Consider the following 24,844-nt stretch of genomic DNA (forward strand, 5'->3'; position numbering starts at 1 on the left):
GCCATGCAATTGCCGCGTTGCGGAGCGGCCACGGGCGCGGTATTGAAAAGCCATGAGCGACAGACACGATATCCAGAACCATCTCCGGATTGCCGTCGGGCAGTTCAATCCCACCGTTGGCGACGTGGCGGGCAATCTCGCCAAGGCGCGCGAGGCAAGGGCCGATGCGGCGACGCAGGGTGCCGATCTTCTGCTTTTGACCGAGCTTTTCATATCCGGCTATCCGCCGGAAGATCTGGTGCTGAAACCGGCTTTCCTGAAAGCATGCCTGAAGGCCGTGGAAGAGCTGGCGGCGGAAACCGCCGATGGCGGGCCGGGCATCGTCATCGGTTTTCCGCGACAGGGTGAGACGGGCCGGCACAATTCCGTGGCGCTTCTGGATGGCGGCAAGATCATCGCGCTGCGCGACAAGATCGACCTGCCGAATTACGGCGAGTTCGACGAAAAGCGTGTTTTCTCGGAGGGCTCAATTTCCGGTCCCTATAATTTCCGTGGGGTCAGGATCGGCATTCCGATCTGCGAGGAAATCTGGAACGATATGGGTGTCTGCGAGACGCTCGCCGAAAGCGGGGCGGAAATCCTGCTGGTGCCGAACGGTTCGCCCTATTATCGCGGCAAGCTGGATGTGCGCCATCAGGTGGCGCTGCGGCAGGTTATCGAAAGCGGCCTGCCGCTCGTCTTCGCCAACCAGTTGGGCGGGCAGGATGAGCTGGTGTTCGACGGCGCAAGCTTCGGCTTCAATGCCGATAAGACGCTTGCCTTCCAGATGAGCCAGTTCGAGGCCACACTTGCCGTCACCGACTGGAAACGCACGGCGGACGGCTGGCATTGCGATAGTGGGCCTTTCTCGAAGATTCCCGAAGGCGAGGAAGCGGATTACCGCGCCTGCATGCTGGGCTTCCGCGATTACGTCAATAAAAACGGTTTCAAGAGCGTGGTTCTCGGCCTTTCCGGCGGCATCGATTCGGCCATCTGTGCCGCCCTTGCCGTCGATGCGCTGGGAGAGGAGCGGGTGCGCTGCATCATGCTGCCTTACCGCTATACATCGGAAGAATCGCTGAAGGACGCGGCCGATTGCGCCAAGGCGCTGGGCTGCCGTTACGACATCGTGCCGATTTCAGAGCCGGTGGAAGGTTTCCTCTCGACGCTCTCCGATCTCTTCGAGGGCACGGAAGAGGGCATTACCGAGGAAAACCTGCAGAGCCGCACGCGCGGCACCATTTTGATGGCCGTCTCGAACAAGTTCGGCTCAATGGTGGTGACGACGGGCAACAAGTCGGAAATGTCGGTGGGTTATGCCACGCTTTACGGTGACATGAATGGCGGTTTCAACCCCATCAAGGACCTCTACAAGATGCAGGTCTATGCCATTTCCAGCTGGCGCAACGCCCATGTACCGCCGGGCGCGCTCGGCCCTTCCGGCGAGGTGATCCCCGCCAATATCATTTCCAAGGCGCCCTCGGCCGAATTGCGCCCCAACCAGACCGACCAGGATTCGCTGCCGCCCTATCCGGTGCTGGACGATATTCTGGAATGCCTCGTCGAGAAGGAAATGTCGGTTGAGGAAATTCTGGCTCGCGGCCATGATGTGGCGACGGTGCACCGGGTGGAGCATCTGCTCTATCTCGCCGAATACAAGCGCCGGCAATCGGCCCCGGGCGTGAAGATCACCAAGAAGAACTTTGGGCGTGACCGGCGTTATCCGATTACCAACCGGTTCCGGGATCGGTGATTGAAGGAAGACGCTGGTAGCGGATGTTTTGCCCGGCGTTGCCGTGCGTTTCTTCTCCCCGCCGGGGAGAAGAAACAAGGGGCATGCGCTCGTTCCACAAAAAGCCTTCGTGTTTAAGCAAGCGGCGCGGAGAAAACCCCGCGCCGTTCGCTCATCTCAAATAACCTGCCCCACATCGATGCGGTTGCCATCGGGGTCTTCAAACACAAAGGCGCGCAGGCCGTAATCCTTGTCCTGCAGGCCCTTGATGATGCGCAAGCCCTGGCTCTTGCAAAGTGCGTGAAGCGCGTCCACATCGCTCACCATCATATGCGCCACATTGAAAGGCGCTGCCTTGTGGGTGGGCTGCAATGTCAGGTGCAGCTCGGCATTGCCCTGTCTGAGGATCATGAAGCCGACAGGGTTGCCGTTTTCGAAGGTCTTTTCGAAGCCCAACACGCCAACGTAAAAATCATGGGCCTTTTCGATGTTTTTGACAGGAAGCATTGCGGCGATCCGGCCGAAGCGGATGCCGTGATCGGCGATGGTATTCATCGCGGAACCTCGGTTTTGGGAGAAACGGCAAGGGTCACGGACGGTGCCGGAGCGCTGGCGTTTTTTCCGGTTTGAATTTGCAGGACGGTGCCTGCCGCCCTAGGATCATAATCATGGCGATGGCGGATGCAAACGGAATGTCTGCATTGCCGGGCGCTTTGAACGAGACACGGACACGCCCGGGAGGCAGAATGCGCAGCTCCATCGAAATCTTCAACATCCGCACCCGGCAGATGCGGGTGGTGTGGCAGACGCCTGATCTTTTTGAAGCGCCGAACTGGTCGCCGGATGGAAAATATCTGCTGCTGAACAGCGAAGGGCTGCTTTACCGCCTGTCTCTTGCCGGTGATATCGCGCCGGAGAAGGTCGATACCGGCTTTGCCACGCTCTGCAACAACGATCACGGTATTTCGCCGGATGGATCGCTTTACGCCATTTCCGACAAGGTGGAATTTGGCAAGAGCGCCATCTACCTCATGCCCTCGACGGGCGACGCGCCACGGCTGATGACGAAAAATCTTCCTTCTTACTGGCACGGATGGGCTCCGGATGGGAAAGGTTTTGCCTATTGCGGCATTCGCGATCAGGTCTTCGATATCTATTCGATGGATATAACAAGCGGCGTCGAGACGCGTCTCACCCACGGCGAGGGCCGCAATGACGGGCCGGATTATTCGCCAGACGGTGAGTGGATCTATTTCAATTCCAGCCGCACCGGGCGAATGCAGATCTGGCGCGTGCGGGTGGACGGCTCCGCCGTCGAGCGCATCACCGACAGCCCTTATGGCGACTGGTTTCCGCACCCGTCTCCCAAGGGAGGCAAGGTGGTGTTCGTTTCCTATGACGGAGACGTTTTCGACCATCCGCGCGATCTCGATGTGCGGGTGCGGCTGATGGACATGGATGGCGGCAATGCCGAGACGCTGTTCGAACTTTTCGGCGGGCAGGGAACGATGAATTCGCCCAACTGGTCACCGGATGGGGACGAGTTCGCTTATGTCAGGTATTTCCCGGTGGAATGATGGGGGTGAGGCAGGCCACATTGCCGCACCGCCGGCAGGATGCTTGCATCCGCAAATTTTTTTGCCCATAGCTTGCCCGTCAGGTGCCTGCCGTTGCGGCGGGAGAATCGGGAATCCGGTGAAAGACCGGAACGTGCCCAGCGCTGTGAGGCGGACGTTCTTTTTTTTAAGCCACTGAAGCAATTCGGGAAGGCGAAAAGGGCGGATGAAGCCAAGTCAGAAGACCGGCCTGATAGGATAGACCGAACCGCGCGGACGGCGGCAGGTTGTTGTCGAGGCGGGGTGCGCATTTGCGCCCGGCCTTCGCATTGTTGGGGATAAACGATGCCAGCCGATCCGTCCGTAAGCAATCCGCCCGGCGCCAGTTCGTTCGATCATGCGCTCTCGCCCGCCCGCCCGTTTTCCGGTGAGGAACGCGAGGCGATTTACCGCGCCATCGAGACCCGTCGTGACGTGCGCGACCAGTTCCTGCCGGACCCGCTGCCGGACGATCTGGTGGAGCGTCTTTTGAAGGCGGCCCATTCCGCGCCCTCGGTCGGTTTCATGCAGCCGTGGAATTTCACCCTCGTCACCGATGGCGCGATCCGTCAGGCGGCCTTCGTGGCCTTCAGCCGCGCCAATGAGGAGGCGGCGGCGATGTTCACGGGCGAGCAGCAGGCGCTTTATCGCAGTCTCAAGCTCGAAGGCATCCGCAAGGCGCCGCTCAGCATCTGCGTCACCTGCGATCCGACGCGCGGCGGCAAGGTGGTGCTGGGCCGCACCCATAATCCGCGCACGGATGTCTATTCCACCGTCTGCGCCATCCAGAATCTCTGGCTCGCGGCGCGCGCCGAAGGCATCGGCGTCGGCTGGGTCAGCATTTTCCACGATAGCGACATTCGCACCATTCTCGATATTCCCGATCATATCGAAATCGTTGCCTGGCTTTGCCTCGGCCGTGTCGATGCGCTCTATAACGAGCCGGAACTTGCGGTGAAGGGCTGGCGACAGCGCGTGCCGTTGGAGGAGCTTGTGTTCCGCAACCGCTGGGGCGGGGTGTAAGACAGATAAAAGTTCTGCGAGGGAAGCGGGGCGTTGCTGCTTGTTCTTCTCCCCGGCGGGGAGAAGATGGCCCGAAGGGTCAGATGAGGGGGCAAGCTCTCAGCATATCTCTACCGTAGCCCTCTCATCCCGCTGCCGCGGACTGAAGAAACGAGCGGCGTCCGCTCGCTCCACGACGGCTTCACTGCTGCGGCTGTATACCCTTCAATGCCGGGTTCTTCAGGTCGATCCGGCCTGTCTGGTCCGGCAGAAATTTGGGGCCAATGATGCGCACTTTCGTATCGTTCGGGTCATAGTCGCGTTCGGGAACGGGTTGTTCCGGCGGCTTGGCGGCCTGCTGCTGCTCGGCGGGTTTGGGGGCGGCCTTGTCACCTTGCGGTGAGGGGATTTTCGTGATGCCGGAATAGGGTGTTTCGGATTCCGGCCGGGCGGCTTCTTCCTGCTTCTGCATTTCTTCGTGATAGGCGGCCATGTTGCAGGCGCAGCCCGGCGCTTTTGCCGTGGCGTTCCTGTAAGCGAAGGCGGTTGGCAGGTCCCTGTAGGGCTTGCCTGTTTCCGCAGACACCATGTCTGCGGTTTCCTGATCCGTCATGGAGTGGAAATAAAGCTCCGTCTCGGTGCCCGGACACATTTTCTCGCACTGCTCCGCCTGGGCGCGGAAATCGAGCGGCGAGGCATTGGAAGCGATGGGGAAAAACGAGCCGTCGCAGGTCCGCACGCAGAGTGTGCGAAGCCCGCCCTCGGCGGCGGCGTTGGGGTAGGGCGAAAGCCCCGCCTGTCCCGGCTCCTCGCCATTCTGCTGGCCATTCTGCTGGAAAGCGTCGGGATAACGCGTCGCATCCGGAGGCGGCGGCAATTGCGTTTCCGTTTGCGGCAGGGTGTTGCAGCCATTGGCATCGAGGGCGGCAAGAATGCGCTGACGCCTGATGTCGCCGTCGTCGCTACGCGCGGCCGCCATGGCGTCGTCGCGGTCACGGATGATGGCGTTGCGTTCGCTTTCCGCTTCCGCCAGCGCATCGCCGATTTCGGCGCAGATACCGGCATTGGGATTGCCGTAGACGATGACGCTGCCCGAGGAGCAGCCATAGCCGCGCAGGTCATTCCTGATCTTGCGGATGACGATGTTCTGGCGGGCGAGCGCATTGGCGTAACGCCGCACCTCGGCCGTATTGCCGATGACGCGGGGCGGCTCGCGCAATTGCGCATAAAGCGTATCGCAGACCTGATCCGCGAAAGCGGCGGCCGGGGCGATGAAAACAAGGGGAAGCAGGAGGCCGATGATGCGGCTGCGGCGGGTCAATTGTTCGATCCGTTCGATGTCCCCGGCCGGTGGCAGGGGCGTTATACTTCACGAAATCCGTGTTTCAGGAAGATAACATAAGCTGTTGCCGCAATGCGGCAACAGCTTGTTCAAAATTGCGTTAATGCGGCCTCTATCACACCGAAGGATGTGAGGCCTGCACCACGGCAAACGCCGCCATGTTGACCACGCCGCGCGAGGTGACGCTGGGCGACAGGATATGGGCGGGCAGGGCCGTGCCGAGCAGGATCGGGCCGACATGCAGGCCTTCCGTCAAGGTGCGGGTGACACCGAGGGTGATGTTGGCGGCATCGAGGTTCGGGAAGACCAGCAGGTTCGCTTCGCCCGTCAGCACGCTGTTTGGCATGGCGCGCTTGCGCAGCGCTTCCGAAAGGGCCGAACCGCCCTGCATTTCGCCATCGACTTCCAGTTCCGGTGCGGCTTCCTGCACGATCTTCAGGGCGCGGCGCATCTTGCGGGCGCTTTCGGAATCGCGCGAGCCGAAATTGGAATGGCTGGCGAGGGCGATCTTCGGCGTGATGCCGAAGCGGCGGATTTCCTTGGCCGCGAGAATGGCCATTTCCGCCACTTCCTCGGAGGTCGGATCGTAATTCACGAAAGTATCGGTGAGGAACAGCGCACCCTGCTGGGTGATGAGCAGGCTGAGGCCGGCGAAGGAACGCACGCCTTCCTGCTTGCCGATGATCTGGTTCACGTCGCGCAAGTGGCGGTCGTAACGGCCTTCGAGACCGCAGATCAGCGCATCCGCTTCGCCGCGCTTCACCGACAGCGCGCCGATGACGGTCGTGTTGGTGCGCACGATGGTGCGGGCTGCTTCCGGGTTGATGCCGACGCGGCCGACAAGGGCGAAATAGTCATCGACATAATCGCGGTAGCGCGGATCGTCTTCCGGGTTGACCACGGCGAAATCCGTATGCGGGCGGATGCGCAGGCCGAAGCGCTTCAGGCGCGTTTCGATGATCTGCGGGCGGCCGATGAGGATCGGGATGCCGGTGCCTTCTTCCAGCAGCACCTGGGCGGCGCGCAGCACGCGCTCGTCTTCGCCTTCGGCAAAGATGATGCGCTTCTTTTCGGCGGCTTTCGCGGCATTGAAGACCGGCTTCATGATGAAGCCCGAGCGCCAGACGAAACGGTTCAGCTGATCGAGATAGGCTTCGAAATCGGTGATCGGCCGGGCGGCGACGCCGCTTGCGGCGGCAGCGCGGGCAACCGCCGGCGCAATGCGCAGGATGAGGCGCGGATCGAAGGGCGATGGGATGAGATAGTTCGGGCCGAAGACCGGCGTTTCGCCGCTATAGGCCTTTGCGGCCACCTCGGAGACTTCCTCACGCGCGAGTTCGGCGATGGCCTGCACGGCGGCCATCTTCATTTCCTCGTTGATGGTGGTTGCGCCGCAATCCAGCGCGCCGCGGAAGATATAGGGGAAGCAGAGAACGTTGTTGACCTGGTTCGGGAAATCCGAACGGCCGGTGCAGATCATCGCATCCGGACGGGCCGCACGCGCCGCCTCCGGCATGATTTCCGGATTGGGGTTGGCAAGTGCGAGGATCAGCGGGTTTTCCGCCATGCGCTCCAGCAGTTCCGGCTTCAGCACGCCAGCGGCCGAAAGGCCGAGAAAGACATCCGCGCCGTCGATGGTTTCGGAGAGAACGCGTTTGTCGGTCTTTTGGGCGTAAACTTCCTTCCACTCGTCCATCAGCGTGTTACGGCCGTCATAAACGAGGCCTTCGATGTCGTGGACCCAGATGTTTTCTTTCTTCGCGCCCATGGCGACGAGGAGGTTGAGGCAGGCAAGGGCTGCCGCACCTGCACCCGAGGCGACGATCTTGACGCTCGAGAGCGATTTTCCGGCGAGTTCCAGCGCATTGGTGACGGCGGCGGCGACGATGATCGCGGTGCCGTGCTGGTCATCGTGGAAGACCGGGATGTTCATCTTTTCGCGCAGCTGGCGTTCCACCTCGAAACATTCCGGCGCCTTGATGTCCTCAAGGTTGATGCCGCCGAAGGTGGGCTCCAGCGCTGCGATGGTGGAGACCATGTCGTTGATGCCGGGCGCATCGATTTCGATATCGAAAACGTCGATGCCGGCGAATTTCTTGAAGAGGACGGCCTTGCCTTCCATCACCGGCTTGGAAGCGAGCGGGCCGATATTGCCGAGGCCGAGCACCGCCGTGCCGTTGGAAATGACGGCGACGAGGTTGGCGCGGGCGGTATATTCCGCCGCCGTTTCCGGATTTTCATGGATGGCGAGGCAGGGGGCGGCAACACCCGGCGAATAGGCCAGCGCCAGATCGCGCTGGTTGCCGAGCGGCTTGGTGGCCTGGATTTCCAGCTTGCCGGGGCGCGGATAGCGGTGGAAAAAGAGCGCCTGTTCCTCGATGTCGGCCTTTGCCGTGTTGGCGGGCGTGTTGTTCTTATCGTGAGAGGTCATTCTTCCACCGTCATGTCTGGTTCAATTCCGGACCCCTGAATACAACAAACTTCCCTGTGGTACAGCCGTTATTTGACCGCACCTTATGCAAATGCGGCCATGGCTTATTCGCGTTTTCGTGAAGGCTTTCGTCATATTCCCTATAAAAACCGGCGTCTGTCATGTTGCTGAAACACGAGTCTGGTTCTGAGAGGTAAGAAAGCCGCAGGGACGCAACCGAACAGGGGGATGAAATCCGTGGCCGGTCAAATCGAAACCAGACAGTTCAGAACGCTTTTCATTTCGGATGTTCATCTTGGCTCCAAGGCGGCCAAGACGGATTATCTGCTCGACTTCCTGAAATATCACGAGGCCGAGACGATCATTCTCGTCGGTGACATCGTCGACGGCTGGCGCCTGCGCCGCAGCTGGTACTGGCCGCAGGGCTGCAACGACGTGGTGCAGAAGCTTTTGCGCAAGGCCCGCAAGGGAACGCGCATCGTCTACATTCCCGGCAATCACGATGAATTCCTGCGGGAGTTTCCCGGCATGCATTTCGGCGGCATCGAAGTGGCCGAGCGCATGATCCATGAGGCCGCCGACGGCAAGAAGTACCTCATCATCCATGGCGACGAGTTCGACGTGGTGGTGCGCAACGCCCGTCTGCTCGCCTATCTCGGCGACTGGGCCTATGACGCGGCGATTGCGCTCAACATCGCCATTGCCGCCGTGCGCCGCCGCATCGGCCTGCCTTACTGGTCGTTTTCGGCCTGGGCCAAGCTGCAGGTCAAGCACGCGGTCAACTTCATCGGCGAATTCCAGCGCGTGGTGGCCGAAGAGGCGCGCCGCAACAATGTCGACGGCGTCATCTGCGGCCACATTCACCATGCTGTCATGGAAGACATGGACGGCATCCGCTACATCAACACCGGTGACTGGGTGGAAAGCTGCACGGCGATTGCCGAAAACGCCGATGGCAGCTTCGAGCTGATCACCTGGATGCAGACGAGCGACGTTACCGCCGAACAGGCATCGGACGAGATGGAGCCGGTGGATATTCCGGGGCTGATTGGGAAGCACGCGGCCTGAGTTGGGTGCTGCTTGATGGCGGCGGCAAAGCTGGTGGTCGTCTTCATGCGATGTTGCAAGAGCCATTTTGACGGTCGGCGCGGTGCATTCGCGCGAAACTCGAACGTCAATCGCTATCCTCAAAATTTCGTTAGGACTGCGTTCTTCATAGACGAGCCTCGACTAGCTCATATGGAGCAAGCGGATGCCGCTTGTTTCTTCTCCCCGCCGGGGAGAAGTCCGCGGCAGCGGGATGAGGGGGCGAGCTCTCCGTATACCGCTAGCGTTGCCCCCTCATCCGACCCTTCGGGCCACCTTCTCCCCGGCGGGGAGAAGAAACAAGCGGCGAGGTTGCGCCTTATCGTATTTCTCTGCCTTCAATATCCACGACTTAACCCCACAGTTCCGGCCGTGCCGGATAAACCAGCGAACCCTCATAAACCAGCCCCGGCTCACGATCCTGCGCCAGCAGCAGCGGTCCGTCGAGATCGGCAAAGGCCGTGCCCTGCGCCGCCAGCACGGCGGGCGCCATGCCGAGCGAGGTGCCGAGCATGCAGCCGACCATGATGGTGAAGCCGAGCCTTTCGGCCTCGGCCTTCATGACGAGCGCTTCGGTCAGGCCGCCGGTCTTGTCGAGCTTGATGTTGATCGCATCGTAACGGTCGCGCAGGGCGGCGAGGTCGCGGGTGGAATGCACGCTTTCATCGGCGCAGATCAGCACCGGATGGTCGATGCGGGCGAGGATGTCATCCTTGCCGGCGGGTAGCGGCTGCTCGATCAGCGATATCTTCAGCTCTGCCGCAAGCCGCAGATAATATTCGATATTATAATCGTTCCAGCCCTCATTGGCGTCGATGATGATGCGCGCTTCGGGTGCGGCGGCGCGCACGGCCCTTAGACGCGCTTCGTCATCCGCCGTGCCGGTCTTGATCTTCAGCAGCGGGCGGCCTGCGTTTTCCGCCGTTTTCGCGGCCATGGTCTCGGGGTCGGCAAGTGAGATGGTGTAGGCGGTGACGAGCGGCTTTGCCGCCTGTCCAAGGATGCGCTCGGCAACGGTTTTGCCGCTGATCTTGGCTTCGAGGTCCCACAGCGCGCAATCGACCGCATTGCGGGCGGCACCGGGTTGCATCGCCTGCTGTAGTTCCTGCCGTGTCACGCCGCCGGCGATCCGCTCCGCCATCGCCTCGATATCGGCGATGACGCCGTCGATGCTTTCGCCATAACGCGGATAGGGCACACATTCGCCAATGCCAACGAAGGAACCATCGCGGATGGTGCACGTTACGACATCCGCATGCGTGCGGGTGCCGCGTGAAATGGTGAAGCTGCCGGCGACGGGAAAACGTTCCGTTGTGGCTTGAAGGTAACGGGGCATGTTTTTTCACTTCCGATTGGGCGGCAAAAGACACATGACGCCAAATTTATCACGAATTGTCGGCCGTCACTGTGGCCTGCCGGAGGCCAAAACGTTATGAAACCTTTAAGAATCTCGTGACGGCTGCACTCGCTCGGAGCATTATGCAAGAACAGGACACACGGCAACAGGCGAACCGGGCCGCAATCACCGAAGACGACAGCGTCTCCGGCGGCGGCTTGCGTTTTGTCATGAGCGGTTCCTGGCGTAACAGCAATCTCGCCGGTGTTTTCCCCAGTCTTGAAAAGATCGAAAAGAACAAATCCGCCGGCCCGGTGGAAATCGATCTTTCTTCCGTCGAGGCCATCGATACGACGGGCGCATGGATCATCCAGCGCCTGCGCAAGGACCTCGAGGCAAATGGCGCCACCGTCACGGTGACGGGCAATGACCGTATCGAAGAGGTCATCGGCCAGCTGCCCGAAAAGGTGGAGATGGAGGGCGAAGCCGCTGCGAAGGTGGGGCTCGCCGAGCGTATTTTTGCGCCCATCGGCAAGGCCGTCATTCAGAACGGCGCGGATTTCCTGGCGGGCATGTATATTCTCGGCTCGGCCGTGCGCGGCGCGCAGATGAAGCTCGGGCGCGGGCGCGGCGTCTCGCCGGCGGCGATCGTCAACCAGATCGACCATATGGGCGTGCGCGCCGTCCCGATCATCATGCTGATGTCGTTCCTGATCGGTGCGATCATCGCCCAGCAGGGCGCGTTCCAGCTCCGTTATTTTGGTGCGGAAGTCTTTGTTGTCGATCTGGTCGGCATTCTGCAATTGCGCGAAATCGGTGTGCTTCTGACCGCGATCATGATCGCCGGCCGTTCCGGCAGTGCGATCACGGCGGAAATCGGCTCGATGAAGATGCGCGAGGAGATCGACGCGCTGAAGGTGATCGGTCTCAACCCGGTCGGCGTGCTGGTGTTTCCGCGGCTGGTGGCGCTCACCATCGCGTTGCCGCTTTTGACCATTCTTGCCAACTTCGCAGCGCTTTTCGGTGCGGCCATCGTGGCGCTGCTTTATTCCGGCATCACGTTTGAGGTGTTCCTGTCGCGCCTGCATGGCGCGGTCGAGGAATCGACCATTGCGGCGGGCATGATCAAGGCGCCGTTCATGGCGCTCATCATCGGCATCGTAGCGGCCGTTGAAGGCATGAAGGTGGGCGGTTCGGCCGAATCGCTCGGCCAGCACGTCACCTCCTCGGTGGTGAAGTCGATCTTCGTTGTCATTCTGGTGGATGGTCTTTTCGCCATCTTCTATGCAGCCATCGATTTCTAGGGAGGGCGCGTTGGAGAAACTGGACCAGAAACCGCAGGAGACCAGAACCGGGAAAGACGGGCGCGAGGTGGTGCTTTCCGTCGAGGGCGTGACGGTCGGCTTCAATGGCCGCAACGTGCTCGAAAATCTCGACCTCGATGTCTTTCGCGGTGAAATCCTCGGCTTCATCGGCCCCTCCGGTGCCGGCAAATCCGTGTTGATGCGCGCGATCTTGCGGCTTCTGCCACGGCAGGCGGGTGCGATCCGCATTCTCGGCACCGATTACGACAAGGCGAGCGAAGACGACCGCATGATGCTCGACCAGCGGCTCGGTGTGCTGTTCCAGCAGGGCGCGCTGTTTTCCGGCCTGACGGTGAAGGAAAACATCCAGTTGCCGATGCGCGAATATCTCGACCTGCCGAAGAAGCTTATGGACGAGCTTGCCTATCTCAAGATCGAGATGGTGGGGCTGAAGCCCGATGCGGGCGACAAGTATCCATCCGAGCTTTCCGGCGGCATGATCAAGCGCGCAGCCCTTGCCCGGGCGCTGTCGCTCGATCCCGACCTCGTTTTCCTCGATGAGCCGACGTCTGGCCTCGATCCCATCGGGGCGGCGGAATTTGATATGCTGATTGCGCGCTTGCGCGATTCGCTCGGCCTGACCGTCTATATGGTGACGCACGACCTCGACAGTCTCTTCTCCGTCTGTGACCGCATTGCGGTGCTGGGCCAGAAGAAAGTGCTGGTGGAAGGGACATTGCAGGACATGTTCGCCTGCGACGACCCGTGGGTGCAGTCCTATTTCCGCGGCAAACGGGCGCGCTCTGTCGTTCTTCCGGACGGCAGACACGAAAATCCGGTGGAGTAACAGGAAGCATGGAAACCAAGGCGAACTACACCATAGTCGGAATTTTCACGCTGATCGTGATCGCCGCCGCATTCGGCTTCGTTTACTGGATGGCGGAATTCGGTCGTGGCGGCCCGACGGCCCAGCTTGTCGTGCGTATTCCTGGCTCCGCAAACGGTCTTTCCGTCGGTTCTCCCGTGCGCTTCAACGGTATTCCTGTCGGTACGGTGCGCGGCCTTGCCATCGATCGCGACGACCCGGCCTATTCCATAGCCTTTACCGAAGTGCAGGCCGATGCCCCGGTTTTCCCGTCGACGCGCGCCGTGCTTGAAATCCAGGGCCTGACGGGCGCTGCCTATATCGAGCTTTCCGGCGGCAACAAGGATGGCGAGCGCATTCTGCAGAAAGCCGTGGAAAGCGGCGTTCCCGCCGAGTTGACGGCCGATCTTTCCAGCGTCACCAACCTGCTTGCCACCGCAGACAAGATCCTGAAGCGTGCGGACGGCGCAATCGGCGAATTGCAGGGCTTCGTACAGGACGCGCGTGGCCCGCTGACGCAGACGGTTCGCAATGCTGAGAAATTTTCCGATGCGCTGGCGGCCAATTCCGACGGCATCAAGAATTTCATTGCGAGCCTCAGTTCGCTTTCCACCACCGTGCAGTCGGTCTCGGTGCGTCTCGACGGCACGCTGACGGCCATCGAGGATCTGGTGAAGGCGGTGGATGCCGGCAAGATCGATTCCATCCTGTCGAATGTCGACAAGGTGACGAAGGATGTCGCTTCCGCTTCCAGCGATATTCAGGGCATCATGGAAACCGTGCAGAGCACGGCGCGCAATTTCGAGGCGGCGAGCACGGAAGTGCAGACCGTGGTGAAGCGCGCGGATGAGCTTCTGGCTTCCGTCGATCCGGCCAAGGTTGGCACCGTGGTTGATGACGTTTCCTCTGCGACCGCCGATGCGCGCGATGCTGTGGCGAACTTCAAACGGATTGCCGATGATGTCGGCGCTCGTCGCGCCGATATCGACCAGGCGGTTTCCGATTTCACCGAAATGGGCCGCAAGCTGAACCTCGCCTCCAGCCGTGTCGATGGCATTCTGGCCAAGGTGGACGGGATGCTCGGCACCGATGACGCCAATTCGCTGTTTGCCAAGGCACGCGAAACGCTGACCTCCTTCAAGGCGGTGGCGGACAATCTCAATGCCCGCATCGGGCCGATTGCCGACAATCTGACCCGTTTCTCCAGCTCGGGCCTGAAGGATTTCCAGGCGCTGATCGGCAGCACGCGGGTCACGGTCGACAATCTCAACAATGCCATCACCAATATCGACCGCGATCCGCAGCGGTTGATTTTCGGCGGCGAAACCGTGAAACAATATGATGGCAGAACAAGGCGCTAAGAGGGGTATGGGCCAATGACACGATCGATGAACGGCCGTCAGCGCCGCGCCCTCATTCTGGCTCCGCTGTTTGCCGCCTTGATGGCGGGCTGCGCGGGTGCGCCGAAGAACGATACTTTCGATCTCTCCGTTTCTTCGGCGGCGGTGGTGCAGGGACCTTCGCTGAAAAGCCGGCAATTGCTGATCGCCGATCCGACCGCCCTGAAGGCGCTCGACAGCGAAAACATCGTGGTGCGCCTTTCCGGCTCGGAGGTGCAATATCTCGGCAACTCGCAATGGAGCGACCGCCTGCCGCGCATGGTGCAATCCAAGCTCGTGGAAGCCTTCGAGGATACCGGCAAGCTCGGCGGCGTCGGTCGGCCGGGGCAGGGGCTGGCAATCGACTATCAGGTCGTGACCGATATTCGCGCTTTCGAAATCGATACGGCGAAGAATATCGCCAATATCGAAATATCGGTGAAGCTGCTGAACGACCGCAACGGCACGGTGAAGGCGCAGGAAGTGTTCCGCGCCAGCGCCCGTGTCAGCGGTTCCGGCAACGCCAATTTCGTGAAGGCGCTGGATCAGGCCTTTGCCGCCGCCACGCGCGACATCGTGGCCTGGACGCTGAAATCGCTTTAAGCGTTCGGTGTCATTGCCGTCACAGGAAACCGCTTTATGTTCGCGTAGCGCCGGTCACCGATCGGCCTATTATGCATAATGGTCTCGATCCGTGAGTTGGTGATGCGATTTCTGCTGCTGCTTTGCCTTATGTTTTCCGCCCTGTCTGGAACGGGCGCCGCCATGGCGGCCGGTCTCCGGCTGATCGACATTCCAGCCGCGAACGGCAAAGCCGCCATGAAGGCTGCGGTATGGTCGCCCTGCGCGGCCGCGCCGGAAGAGGTCAGGATCGGTCCCTTCATTTTGCCCGCCGTGCGCGATTGCCCTGTTCCTGAAGGGAAATATCCGCTCATCGTCATCTCCCATGGCTTTGGCGGCACCTATTTCAGCCATCGGGACACGGCGGCGGCGCTGGCGGATGCCGGCTTCATTGTTGCGGCTATCAATCACCCCGGAGACAATGCGCTTGAAATGAAAAAGGCCGGCGAGCTTTCCGCGCTGACGGGCCGGCCGGCGGATATTGCCCGGTTGCTCGATCATCTGCTTGAAGGTTTTAGCGAAGCCGGTTCCATCGATGCCGGGCGGATCGGCGTCTTCGGATTTTCGCGCGGCGGTTATACCGCGCTGGTGCTTGCTGGCGGCACGCCTGATTTTGCCAATGCCGGGCTGCCCTGTCCCGACCCGCAGGCGCCGATTTGCACGCAGATGCGGCAGAAGACGACGTTGCCGCAGCATGGCGGTCAGGATGCGAGGATAAGGGCTGTGGTTGCCGCCGACCCGTTGAATGCCTTTCCCGGCGCGGGCGACCTGAAGAATATCACGATCCCCATCCAGCTCTGGAGTTCGGAACGCGGCGGCGATGGTGTCGCGCCGCGGGATGTTGCGAGGCTGCGCGACGATCTGCCGGTGAAGCCGGACTATCGGATGGTAAAAGGGGCGGGGCACTTTTCCTTTATCGCCCCTTGCCCCGCCGAGATGGAAAAGGCCGTGCCCCAGATTTGCAGCGATGCGGCGGGTTTCGACCGGGCGGGGTTTCACCGCAGCTTCAACGCCGAGGTGGTCAGCTTCTTCAAGGCGTCGCTGCGCTGACGTTATTCCTTTCCGCGCCGGTCAGGCGGCATCCTGCTGCGACTTCCATTCCGGCAGGGGGAAAACCCGGTCGTAGCTCCAGTTGAAGACAAAAGCATAGACCACGTAAAACAGAGCAAACGAGATATCCATCACCAGCGCGTGGGCAAGGCTGATATTCAGATACCAGGCGATGAAGGGCATCAGCACGATCAGGAGGCCCAGTTCGAACAGCACGGCATGGGCGACCCGAAGGGCGGGCGTCTTCAGCGTCGTGCCTTTCAGCCGCTGCATGACGTGGTCGAAACCGAGATTGTAGACATAGTTCCAGACCGTCGCCAGCGTGGCGCTGACAATGCCGACAATGCCGATATCTTCCATCGGTATGCCAAACAGCAGCGCACCCAGCGGAATGATGAGCAGCAGGCCGATGATTTCGAAGCTGAGAGCGTGGCGGATACGATCTTGCAGGGAACGCATTTCATTCTCCGGTATGTGACCGGGCCGTCCCGCATGCTGTCGCCAAAGTGGCCGAGGTCGTCCTCGCGCTGAGGCATATAGAGGTTTTGGGCGAATTTTTCAAGCACTGCGCATTTGGGGCCTCGGATATGGCTGGAAGGTCGCCGCTTGTTTCTTCTCCCCGCCGGGGAGAAGTCCGCGGCAGCGGGATGAGGGGGCAAGGGTCGTGAGATACGGCAGCCTTGCCCCCTCATCCGACCCTTCGGGCCACCTTCTCCCCGGCGGGGAGAAGAAACACGCGGCAGCACCTTGTCTTCTCGCTTGACCGTTGTTTCGCGTGAGCGCGGAACAAGACCGGCGCATTTTCGTTATTGCTTATGGAAGGAGGCGTGCCATGCAGCAGAATTCCTGTGAGGGGAGAACGATAAAGGCCGCCAACACGGCGAAGGTTTCGACTTACACGCCAAGCCTCATTTCCCTTAAGGGAAGTTATGTGGCGATGATATTTCGCAGACCGCTTTGCCGAAATCCGCTGGATGTGCGGAAGAAATAAGGGCAACGGCATTTGCCTGTTGCCTGCCCCCGCACATTGATGACGACGACTGCCGAAATGATGATGAGCTTTAGATGTCTCTAAAGTGTGATTTTCAATCCGGCCCGTCTCCACCTAGACTGGAGATCGCCACCAGAGCGAAGGGAGAATGACATGAAATCAGTTCTCATTATCGCCGCTGTCTTTGGTTTTTCCGCCAGTGCAGCGCTTGCGGAATGCGCAGGTCATCAACAGATCAACGCTTCCGTTCCTGCCGTAGATCGTGAATTCAAAACCGCAAGCATCGTTCCGCCGACAGATCCGGTGGAAAAGCCAGTCGTCATCCTGAAAAAGACCGACCGCCTTCCTGCGACGGTTGCGACGACCGGTGAACCAGAAGCCGCAATGCAACGCATGCAATAAACAGGAACAATAACCTCTTCATTCTAAAAATCCCGTGCGTGAGGTGATCCGCACGGGATTTTGCTTTCAGGAGGAAAGGCGGGGCAGCCTTCGCTTTGACAGCGCCTCGCTTGCCAGTTCTTTGCATCGGCGACTAGAGCATTTCCAGTAAAAGTGCGAAGCGGTTTTACGTCCGGAAAATGCGTAAAAACAAAGAGGTAGAGCACGTCCACCGATTCCGTTTAAACCGGGCGTGCTCTAGCTATCGAGTTTCAGCGACAGCTGTTTTGGCCCTTCGTTCTTTTTGAGCACGTAAAGCGGCCGGGTGATGATGACTTCCGTTCGCCGTTGCAGTTCGCGCCGCCGCTCGAGCGCGCGTTCGCGCATATCGCGGGAGCGGGCGACAACGGAGAGGGCATTTTCTATGGCTGCGTCTGCTGTGTTCATCGCTGACCTCCATAATGTTCACTTTATGTTCTCATTATTGGTGGCTTGTGTCAACACTATGGCAGGGTTGCCGGCAGGCGGTTTGGCGCCCGGCGCGATGAATGGACGGGCGCGCGACAGGCTGCGTCGGCGTGCCGCGCGGGATCGGCTTTGCCCACACGTCGACCTTCACAGCACGAACCTGTTCCGGCAGTGTCGACAGGGACACTCCGGACCTGCTGTGTTGATTTTTGCGATGATGTTTCGATGACGCCGGCGCTGATCCGTCCGGCTCAGGGAGGGTATCAGGAGAGGGGGCGTTGATCCGGCGCGGGAACGCCGCCGGCGGACAATAGATCGGTGAGATGCTCGCTGGCGAGCGCGACGATGGCAAGGGCGGCCTGCTGGCGGTTCCAGCCGGCATGTTCCGCTTTTTCGATCAGCCCGTGAATGGAAGGTTCCAGCGCGAACTGGCACTCGGCCTGATAGTCCATGGTGTCGATCGAAAGCGACGGGGAATTGATTGCGGCCCGCATCCTTTGGTCTCCCTGTTTTCCGTCATGTCCACATACGCGAGACGCAAATCGGAACATGCACATTCAGAGGCCGGTGATATCGGGTATGCTCATGAGGCCCGCATATCACTGGCAGCGAATCCCCCAGCAGGCGGACGTTAGCGGCAAGTCTTGATCGCTGTCAACGCGTGCGCGGCGGCGATGACGTCGCCATCTCCGTTTTCAGAGCCTTCCGTTCCGGAAAGGCTTTCGCCGCCAGATCAGCAGCGCCATCACATAAAGCGCAAAAAGCACGAACCATGTGACGGGCAGCACCATGAAAAGCGCCGCATAAGCGCAATTTCCCTCAAAACAGGAGCCGAGAAATCCGGAATCGGCAAGCGCTGCCGATAATAAAAACGCACATATCCCGCTCCCGACCGCGCCGAGAATGAAAAGCAATATGTTGATGAGCAATCTCATGGTCCCGATCATAAGGACGATTGAGACAGCTTTGGGGAAACGGGCGGTGCCGCAACGAGATTCCTGTCTCTTGAGGATATCGTTGCCGGCGGCAGGGATGGCAATGCGAAAGTGAGGGGCCGCATCGGCACAAGCGATCATGCGATGCTTTAATTTAGCACCGCAACGTCTTGTCATTTCAGGAAGAATTTGGTGGGTGATGTAGGGCTCGAACCTACGACCCGCTGATTAAGAGTCAGCTGCTCTACCAACTGAGCTAATCACCCGACCGGCACCGTGTGGCGGTGTGAGGGGGCGTATAAAGGGGAAGTTTGGGCTTGTCCAGCGCGGAAATGAAATTTCTTCGATTTTTGTGACGAAAAAATTTCAGTCGCGCTGGAAAAGTCTGGAAATCCGGGGTTTTACGGATTTTTCCTTTTATTCATCCGCGCCTGAAAGCCCGGCCGATAAGGATGAGGATGCAGGCGCCGATGAAGCCGGCGATGAGATAACCGAGCCAACCCGTCAAAACGATTCCAAATACCGAAAGGATGGCGTTGGCGACGATCGCGCCGACGATTCCAAGAAGGATGTTCATGAAAACACCCATATTGCTTTTCATGAATTGTTCGGCGAGCCACCCGGCGACACCACCGATGATGATGGCTGCGATCCAGCCAATGCCAGCAGATTCCATGATTTCCTCCCATGTTGCTGCATCATCAAAGGTGATGATTCTTGTGGTGAAAAGCAAGGCAAACTCCTGAAAACCTCGCTTTATGCGGGTGGTTTTCCGCGCTGCAGGCGCTAAAAAGCCTGATGCGGCGCAAAGAGACGAAAGGCATGGATGTGCGGTTGATGTTCGGCGGATTGATGGACGGCAGAAGGGTGTTCGACGGCCTGGCGCCGGATCGGCGGCAAAGGAGCGCCATGGCGGCGATAATGGCCATGGTGCTTTTTCTGGCTGGCGGTCTCTTGTCGGCAATGCCGGCGGCGGCGCAGGGGGAAACAACATCGCCCGCCCCGGTGGCGATCCAGGCCTCGACCGTCGAACAGGCGAGGGCGGAGCTGGAGAAATGGAAGGCCGATGTCGCGGCGATCGCCAAACAGGTGGAAGCGGGCGGCAGCGACGATGTGCAGCTTGTGGACCTGAAGGGCCGCGCCGACACAATCGCCGCCGATGCCGCCGCCGCCAACACCAAGCTGCGCACCCGTCTCGACCAGATCAAGACCCGGCTGGATGCGCTGGGTGCGGCGCCTGCGGACGACCAGCCGCCGGAAGCCAGCATGGTGACGGAGGAGCGAAACCGGCTGACGGCGGAACGGGCCGAGGTGAATGCGATTGCCGGCGAGGTGGAGAGCACGGCCACCAATGCCGCGCAGATTTCCAATAACATCACCGCCGTTCGCCGGGCGCTTTTCGCCGCCACCCTGTTCAAGCGCACGGAAGTTTCGGCGCAGACGCTGGGTGATGCCTCCTCCGCCTTTCTGACCGAATTGACCAACCTCAACAACGCTTTCAGCAGTTGGGCGAGTTTCGTCTGGAATTACAAGCGCCTGCCGATGTTCGGGGCGGTGACGCTGTCGATCATGGCCGCCCTGCTGTTTCTCGTGGGCGGTTACCGCTTTTTCGGCAGCCGCATGGATCGGCGGGCCTTTACGGGCGAGCCTTCTTATCTGAGACGGCTTTCGGTGGCCTTCTGGTCGACCATGGTGCAGTCGCTGTCGCTTTTCCTGTTTCTCGTCACCTCCGCCTTCTTCCTCGATAATTTCAACGTGCTGCGGTCAGACATCGCGCCGATCCTGTTCGGGGCGATGGCGATCACCGGTTTCGTTTATTTCGTCTCGCGGCTGAGCTATGCGATCTTTGCGCCGACGCAGCCGGAATGGCGCCTTCTGAAGGTGTCCAACAAGGGCGCGCACACGCTGTCCTCGGCGGTGCTGCTGATGGCGCTCGTCAACGGGCTCGACTACCTGCTCGGCACGATCAGCGAGACGCTTTATTCACCGCTGATCGTCACGGTTGCCAAGAGTTTCCTCGCCTCGATCATCATCGGCCTCATTCTGCTGACCGTATCGTTCCTGCGGCCGGTGATCGGCGAGGGGCAGGATTATGAGACCGGCAACCAGCGCCTGCCGCGCTGGCTCGTCATCCTGCTGCGGGTGGGCGGCCTCGTTCTCATCGGCGCCTGCCTGACGGGTTATGTCGGGCTTGCACGCTTCCTCGCCACGCAGATCGTCGCCACCGGCGCGGTGCTGGCGACGATGTATATCGGCATTCTTTCGGGCAAGGCGATTTCGCGACAGGGCGCCTTTGCGGAATCGCTTGCCGGCCGTTATCTCGCGCGGTGTTTCGGTCTCGGCGTGGTGGCGCTCGATCAGGCCGGTCTTGCCGCGGGGCTTGGCATCTATGCCGTCGCGCTTGCCTTCGGCGTGCCGCTCATCCTGTTTTCCTGGGGCTTCCAGCCGGGCGATATCGAAAGCTGGGCCTATCGCCTGTTGACCGGCATCACCGTCGGCAATGCCTCCATTTCGCTGATCGGCCTCTTCGGCGGCGTCCTCGTTTTCGCCATCGGTTACATCATCACCCGCTGGTTCCAGAAGTGGCTGGACAATAACGTCATGGCGCGCGGCCAGGTGGATGCCGGGGTGCGCAACTCGGTCAAGACCGGTATCGGTTATCTCGGTATCGCGGTGGCGGCCATCTTCGGCGTGTCTTCGGCCGGTCTCAACCTCTCCAGCCTAGCGCTGGTGGCGTCGGCCCTTTCGGTCGGTATCGGTTTCGGCCTGCAGAACATCGTCTCCAACTTCGTCTCCGGCCTCATCCTGCTGGTCGAACGCCCCTTCAAGGTGGGAGACTGGGTGGTGACAGGCACGACGGAAGGCACCGTCAAGCGGCTTTCCGTGCGCGCCACCGAAATCGAAACCTTCCGCGGCCAGTCGATCATCGTGCCGAATTCGGAGTTCATCAATTCCTCGGTCGGCAACTGGACACACCGCAACCGCATCATGCGCGCGGAAATTCCCGTTTCCGTCTCTTACGATTCCGATCCGCAGAAAGTAATGGATATTCTGCTGGAACTCGTGCGCGCCCAGCCGCCGGTGCTGCGCAATCCCGAGCCGCATGTGGAGTTCCTGCGCTTCGGCGATTTTTCGCTGGATTTCGAACTGCGTTTCCACCTTGCCGATCTCTCCAACGGGCTTGGCGTGAAAAACGCGCTCCGTATCGCAATCCTCCAGCGCTTCCGGGAGGAGGGGATCGACATCCCGTTCCCGCAGCGCAACCTCAACATCCACGTGGAAGGCGACGCCAACCCGCAGATGCTGGCGGCGCTGCTTTCGGAGGAGGGCGACAAGGCGGTGGTGGCCCATACGGGCGCGGCAACGGCAGAGAAAGAGGCATCGAAGAGCGAGAAGCCGACCGAGCCGAAGGATCAACCCGGCGCGAAAGCGTAGATCGCTGTTGCTTGTGGACGTCGAGTTCCGGGCAGCGGGACGAGGGGGCTAGGGTAGACGTATTTGGAGAGCTTGTCCCCTCATCCGACCCTTCGGGCCACCTTCTTCCCGGCGGGGAGAAGAAACGAGCGGCAAAGCTGTGCTGCATTCATCCGGCGTGCTCCGCAATTTCTTCCCTGTCGCAGCACCCTATGGCCATGTCGCAATCAGGCGGCTGAACAACCCGCAAGCGCTTCATATTCCTCCCATCCAATGTCGGCGGAATAAGGCAAGGCCGGCGCTTTTCAGGGGTTCTGTAAATGAAGACACATGCACGGGCGGTGGTGATCGGTGGCGGCGTCGTTGGCGTTTCGACGCTTTATCATCTTGCCAAGAAGGGCTGGAGCGACAGCGTTCTCATCGAGCGCAAGGAGCTGACCTCGGGTTCCACCTGGCATGCGGCCGGGCTTCTGCCGCTGTTCAACATGAGCTATTCGGTTGGCCAGATCCACAAATATTCCGTGAAGTTCTATGAGGAACTTCAGGAAGAGACCGGCATGAATGTCGGCTTCTCCAAGGTTTCGAATATCCGTCTCGCCCGCACCAAGGATCGCTGGGACGAATATATGTATTATGCCGGCATCGCCGAGACCATCGGCGTGCGCGTCAACATGCTGACGCCGGAGCAGGTGAAGGAAATCTGGCCGCTGTGCGAGACGGACGGTCTGCTCGGCGCCATCCAGCATCCCGATGACGGTTATATCCAGCCTGCCGATCTGACGCAGGCGCTCGCCAAGGGCGCGCGTGATCGTGGCGCCACGATCTATCGCAACACCACCGTCACCGCCATCGAGCAGCTGGAAGACGGTCACTGGAAGGTGACGACGGACAAGGGCGAGATCATCGCCGAGCATATCATCTCCTGCACGGGCTCCTTTGCCCGAAAGACCGGCGAGATGGTCGGCATCAACATTCCGGTCATTCCGGTCGAGCATCAATATATCGTCACCGAGCCGCACCCGGCCATTCAGGAGCGCCGCCGCCAGGGCCTGCCGGAAATGGGCGTGCTGCGCGAATCCGACTCCGCCTGGTACATGCGTGAGGAAGCGGGCGGCCTGATCCTCGGCCCGTATGAAGTCGGCGCGCCGGTCTGTTATGTCGACGGTCCCTCCGATGACAGCGAATATGAGCTGTTCCAGGAAGAACTCGACCGCCTGATGCCGCATATCGAGACCGCCATGGTGCGCGTTCCGGCCTTTGGCGAAGTGGGCATCAAGAAAGTCTATAACGGCGCTATCGCTTATACGCCTGACGGCAACCCGATTGTCGGCCCGGCACCGGGCCTGAAGAATTTCTGGCTGAACGAAGGCCATTCCTTCGGCATCACCGCTGCCGGCGGTGCTGGCTGGCAGCTGGCCGAATGGATCGTCGATGGCGAGCCGACGCTCGACCTGATGGGTGTCGACCCGCGCCGCTTCGGGCCTTACGCAACGGAAGGTTACCTCATCGCCAAGAACGAGGAAGCCTATGCCAACGTCTTTACCATGCATTATCCGGATGAGGAGCGCTCCGCCGCCCGCCCGCTGAAGACGACGCCGGTTTATGACCGCCTGAAGAAGCTCGGCGGCGTGTTCGGCTCCGTTTATGGCTGGGAGCGCGCCAACTGGTATGCGCCGGAAGGTTATGCGCTGCGCGAGGAAGATCTCGGCGTCGGTGCGGATGTCATCACCAGCCACAACCATGCGCCGGCTTTGGATGACGGCCGTATCGTCGAGAAATGGTCGTTCCGCCGCTCGAACTATTTCGAACATGTCGGCAACGAGGTGAAGAATGTTCACCAGAATGTCGGCGTGCTCGATATGTCGGCCTTCGCCAAGATGGAGGTCTCCGGCCCCGGTGCGCGGGCATGGCTGGACAGCATTCTCGCCAATGCGGTGCCGAAGAAGCGTGGCCGTATCGCGCTCACCCATCTTCTGACGCCGAACGGCGGTGTGAAGGCGGAATTCACGGTCTATGAATGGGCGCCGGGCCGCTTCTACATGGTTTCGGCCGGTGGTCTCGAAGCGCATGACCATGACGTGCTGCGCCGCCTGGCGCCGACCGATGGCTCGGTTGTGCTGCAGCCGATCACCCAGAAATACGGCGTTCTGGTTCTGGCCGGTCCGAAATCACGCGATCTGTTGAAGAAGCTGACCCGCACCAGCCTTGAGAACAAGGATTTCCCCTGGCTCACCGGCAGGCAGATTTCCGTCGGCGTTGCGACGGCGCATGCGCTGCGCGTCAACTTCGTGGGCGAACTTGGCTGGGAACTGCACCACCCGATCGAGATGCAGAACTATATCTTCGACCGGCTGATGGAAGCGGGCGCCGAATTCGGCATCAAGCCCTTCGGTATCCGCGCCATGGTGTCGATGTCGCTCGAAAAATCCTACCGCAACATGGGACGCGAGCTTTCGGTCGAATATAACGCCTATGAATCCGGTCTCGACCGCTTCCTGCGCCCGGAGAAAAGCTTCATCGGCCGCGATGCGCTTGTGGCCTATAAAGAGGCTGGGGTGAAGTGGGTGTTCTCGACGCTCACCGTGTCAGGCAATACGGATGTCGATGCGCGCGGTTCGGAGGCAATCGTCGATGAAAGCGGCGCGCTTGCGGGCCGCGTGACGAGCGGCGGCTTCGGCTGGCGTCTCGGCAAATCCATCGCGCTCGCCATGCTCAAACCGGAATATGCGGCCGTGGGCACCAAGCTGAAGATCCGCATTCTCGGTACGTCCTATGATGCCGAAGTGGTGGAAGAAAGCCCGTTCGACACGGACAATGCGCTTCTGCGCGCCTGAGACAGAATATCCCCTCCCAAAGTCGGAATACGGCCCCTCGTGGGCCGTATTTCCGTTTAGGTAAGCATGTGCTCAACTGGCTTTCCGGCAAAAGTGTTA

21 protein-coding genes, 1 tRNA gene and 1 riboswitch are annotated in these 24,844 nt (G+C 60.4%); of the genes, 12 read left to right on the plus strand and 10 right to left on the minus strand.

Annotated features, from left to right (window positions below):
• Window positions 1-52 precede the first annotated feature (52 nt).
• Window positions 53-1,732 (plus strand): NAD+ synthase, encoded by a 1,680-nt coding sequence (locus ACQZ5G_RS01845; protein ID WP_448736810.1) that lies wholly within the window; start codon window positions 53-55, stop codon window positions 1,730-1,732.
• A gap of 156 nt (window positions 1,733-1,888) precedes the next feature.
• On the opposite strand, the gene ACQZ5G_RS01850 is transcribed toward ACQZ5G_RS01845, so the two are convergent.
• Complete coding sequence (locus ACQZ5G_RS01850) at window positions 1,889-2,266, minus strand: glyoxalase superfamily protein (RefSeq protein ID WP_448736811.1); 378 nt, start codon at window positions 2,264-2,266, stop codon at window positions 1,889-1,891.
• Between the two features lie 191 nt (window positions 2,267-2,457).
• On the opposite strand from ACQZ5G_RS01850, the gene ACQZ5G_RS01855 reads away from it, so the two are divergent.
• Window positions 2,458-3,288: a TolB family protein gene (locus tag ACQZ5G_RS01855; RefSeq protein ID WP_448736812.1), complete on the plus strand. Its 831-nt coding sequence runs from the start codon at window positions 2,458-2,460 to the stop codon at window positions 3,286-3,288.
• A gap of 64 nt (window positions 3,289-3,352) precedes the next feature.
• A riboswitch (cobalamin riboswitch) is annotated at window positions 3,353-3,535 on the plus strand.
• Window positions 3,536-3,612: 77 nt separating this feature from the next.
• A complete protein-coding gene (gene bluB, locus ACQZ5G_RS01860; protein WP_448736813.1) occupies window positions 3,613-4,329 on the plus strand; it encodes a 5,6-dimethylbenzimidazole synthase in 717 nt (238 codons plus the stop codon).
• A gap of 181 nt (window positions 4,330-4,510) precedes the next feature.
• Here bluB and ACQZ5G_RS01865 read toward each other — a convergent pair whose 3' ends face one another.
• A complete protein-coding gene (locus ACQZ5G_RS01865; protein ID WP_448736814.1) occupies window positions 4,511-5,629 on the minus strand; it encodes a DUF2865 domain-containing protein in 1,119 nt (372 codons plus the stop codon).
• Window positions 5,630-5,765: 136 nt separating this feature from the next.
• Complete coding sequence (locus ACQZ5G_RS01870; RefSeq protein WP_065656135.1) at window positions 5,766-8,081, minus strand: NADP-dependent malic enzyme; 2,316 nt, start codon at window positions 8,079-8,081, stop codon at window positions 5,766-5,768.
• A 228-nt stretch (window positions 8,082-8,309) separates the two neighbouring features.
• Here ACQZ5G_RS01870 and ACQZ5G_RS01875 point away from each other — a divergent pair, with 228 nt between their 5' ends.
• Complete coding sequence (locus tag ACQZ5G_RS01875) at window positions 8,310-9,149, plus strand: UDP-2,3-diacylglucosamine diphosphatase (RefSeq protein ID WP_059760137.1); 840 nt, start codon at window positions 8,310-8,312, stop codon at window positions 9,147-9,149.
• Between the two features lie 370 nt (window positions 9,150-9,519).
• On the opposite strand, the gene dgcA is transcribed toward ACQZ5G_RS01875, so the two are convergent.
• A complete protein-coding gene (gene dgcA, locus ACQZ5G_RS01880; protein ID WP_448736815.1) occupies window positions 9,520-10,503 on the minus strand; it encodes an N-acetyl-D-Glu racemase DgcA in 984 nt (327 codons plus the stop codon).
• Between the two features lie 143 nt (window positions 10,504-10,646).
• On the opposite strand from dgcA, the gene ACQZ5G_RS01885 reads away from it, so the two are divergent.
• The 5 genes from ACQZ5G_RS01885 (at window position 10,647) to ACQZ5G_RS01905 (ending at window position 15,722) form a co-directional block, all read left to right on the plus strand.
• Window positions 10,647-11,807, plus strand: a complete 1,161-nt coding sequence (locus ACQZ5G_RS01885) for an MlaE family lipid ABC transporter permease subunit (protein ID WP_448736816.1) — start codon at window positions 10,647-10,649, stop codon at window positions 11,805-11,807.
• A 10-nt stretch (window positions 11,808-11,817) separates the two neighbouring features.
• Window positions 11,818-12,654 (plus strand): ABC transporter ATP-binding protein, encoded by an 837-nt coding sequence (locus tag ACQZ5G_RS01890; RefSeq protein ID WP_448736817.1) that lies wholly within the window; start codon window positions 11,818-11,820, stop codon window positions 12,652-12,654.
• 8 nt (window positions 12,655-12,662) lie between these two features.
• On the plus strand, window positions 12,663-14,033 hold the full coding sequence (locus ACQZ5G_RS01895; protein WP_020810470.1) for an MlaD family protein: 1,371 nt from the start codon (window positions 12,663-12,665) through the stop codon (window positions 14,031-14,033).
• Between the two features lie 15 nt (window positions 14,034-14,048).
• Window positions 14,049-14,654 carry an ABC-type transport auxiliary lipoprotein family protein gene (locus ACQZ5G_RS01900; protein WP_448736818.1) on the plus strand — a complete coding sequence of 202 codons (606 nt, stop codon included), beginning with the start codon at window positions 14,049-14,051 and terminating at the stop codon, window positions 14,652-14,654.
• Between the two features lie 102 nt (window positions 14,655-14,756).
• On the plus strand, window positions 14,757-15,722 hold the full coding sequence (locus ACQZ5G_RS01905) for an alpha/beta hydrolase family protein (RefSeq protein WP_448736819.1): 966 nt from the start codon (window positions 14,757-14,759) through the stop codon (window positions 15,720-15,722).
• A gap of 21 nt (window positions 15,723-15,743) precedes the next feature.
• Here the strand turns inward: ACQZ5G_RS01905 and ACQZ5G_RS01910 are convergent, their stop codons facing one another.
• Window positions 15,744-16,181: a PACE efflux transporter gene (locus ACQZ5G_RS01910; protein ID WP_448736820.1), complete on the minus strand. Its 438-nt coding sequence runs from the start codon at window positions 16,179-16,181 to the stop codon at window positions 15,744-15,746.
• A 685-nt stretch (window positions 16,182-16,866) separates the two neighbouring features.
• On the opposite strand from ACQZ5G_RS01910, the gene ACQZ5G_RS01915 reads away from it, so the two are divergent.
• Window positions 16,867-17,115: a hypothetical protein gene (locus tag ACQZ5G_RS01915; protein ID WP_003524756.1), complete on the plus strand. Its 249-nt coding sequence runs from the start codon at window positions 16,867-16,869 to the stop codon at window positions 17,113-17,115.
• Window positions 17,116-17,352: 237 nt separating this feature from the next.
• Here ACQZ5G_RS01915 and ACQZ5G_RS01920 read toward each other — a convergent pair whose 3' ends face one another.
• The 5 genes from ACQZ5G_RS01920 to ACQZ5G_RS01940 all read right to left on the minus strand — a co-directional run bounded on the left by ACQZ5G_RS01920 (window position 17,353) and on the right by ACQZ5G_RS01940 (window position 19,173).
• Window positions 17,353-17,541, minus strand: a complete 189-nt coding sequence (locus tag ACQZ5G_RS01920) for a hypothetical protein (protein ID WP_003524758.1) — start codon at window positions 17,539-17,541, stop codon at window positions 17,353-17,355.
• Window positions 17,542-17,825: 284 nt separating this feature from the next.
• Window positions 17,826-18,056: a hypothetical protein gene (locus ACQZ5G_RS01925; protein ID WP_003524760.1), complete on the minus strand. Its 231-nt coding sequence runs from the start codon at window positions 18,054-18,056 to the stop codon at window positions 17,826-17,828.
• 201 nt (window positions 18,057-18,257) lie between these two features.
• Entirely contained in the window at window positions 18,258-18,509 is a 252-nt protein-coding gene (locus tag ACQZ5G_RS01930) for a hypothetical protein (RefSeq protein ID WP_020810465.1), read from the minus strand.
• A gap of 178 nt (window positions 18,510-18,687) precedes the next feature.
• Window positions 18,688-18,763 (minus strand) — tRNA-Lys (locus ACQZ5G_RS01935).
• Between the two features lie 155 nt (window positions 18,764-18,918).
• Window positions 18,919-19,173: a GlsB/YeaQ/YmgE family stress response membrane protein gene (locus tag ACQZ5G_RS01940; protein WP_003524764.1), complete on the minus strand. Its 255-nt coding sequence runs from the start codon at window positions 19,171-19,173 to the stop codon at window positions 18,919-18,921.
• A gap of 122 nt (window positions 19,174-19,295) precedes the next feature.
• Here ACQZ5G_RS01940 and ACQZ5G_RS01945 point away from each other — a divergent pair, with 122 nt between their 5' ends.
• Both ACQZ5G_RS01945 and ACQZ5G_RS01950 read left to right on the plus strand, forming a co-directional pair.
• Window positions 19,296-21,932 carry a mechanosensitive ion channel domain-containing protein gene (locus ACQZ5G_RS01945; protein ID WP_448742655.1) on the plus strand — a complete coding sequence of 879 codons (2,637 nt, stop codon included), beginning with the start codon at window positions 19,296-19,298 and terminating at the stop codon, window positions 21,930-21,932.
• Between the two features lie 299 nt (window positions 21,933-22,231).
• Window positions 22,232-24,745 (plus strand): GcvT family protein, encoded by a 2,514-nt coding sequence (locus ACQZ5G_RS01950; protein WP_448736822.1) that lies wholly within the window; start codon window positions 22,232-22,234, stop codon window positions 24,743-24,745.
• The last annotated feature ends 99 nt before the right edge of the window (window positions 24,746-24,844 follow it).

It is taken from the genome of Agrobacterium sp. 22-214-1, from assembly GCF_053522465.1.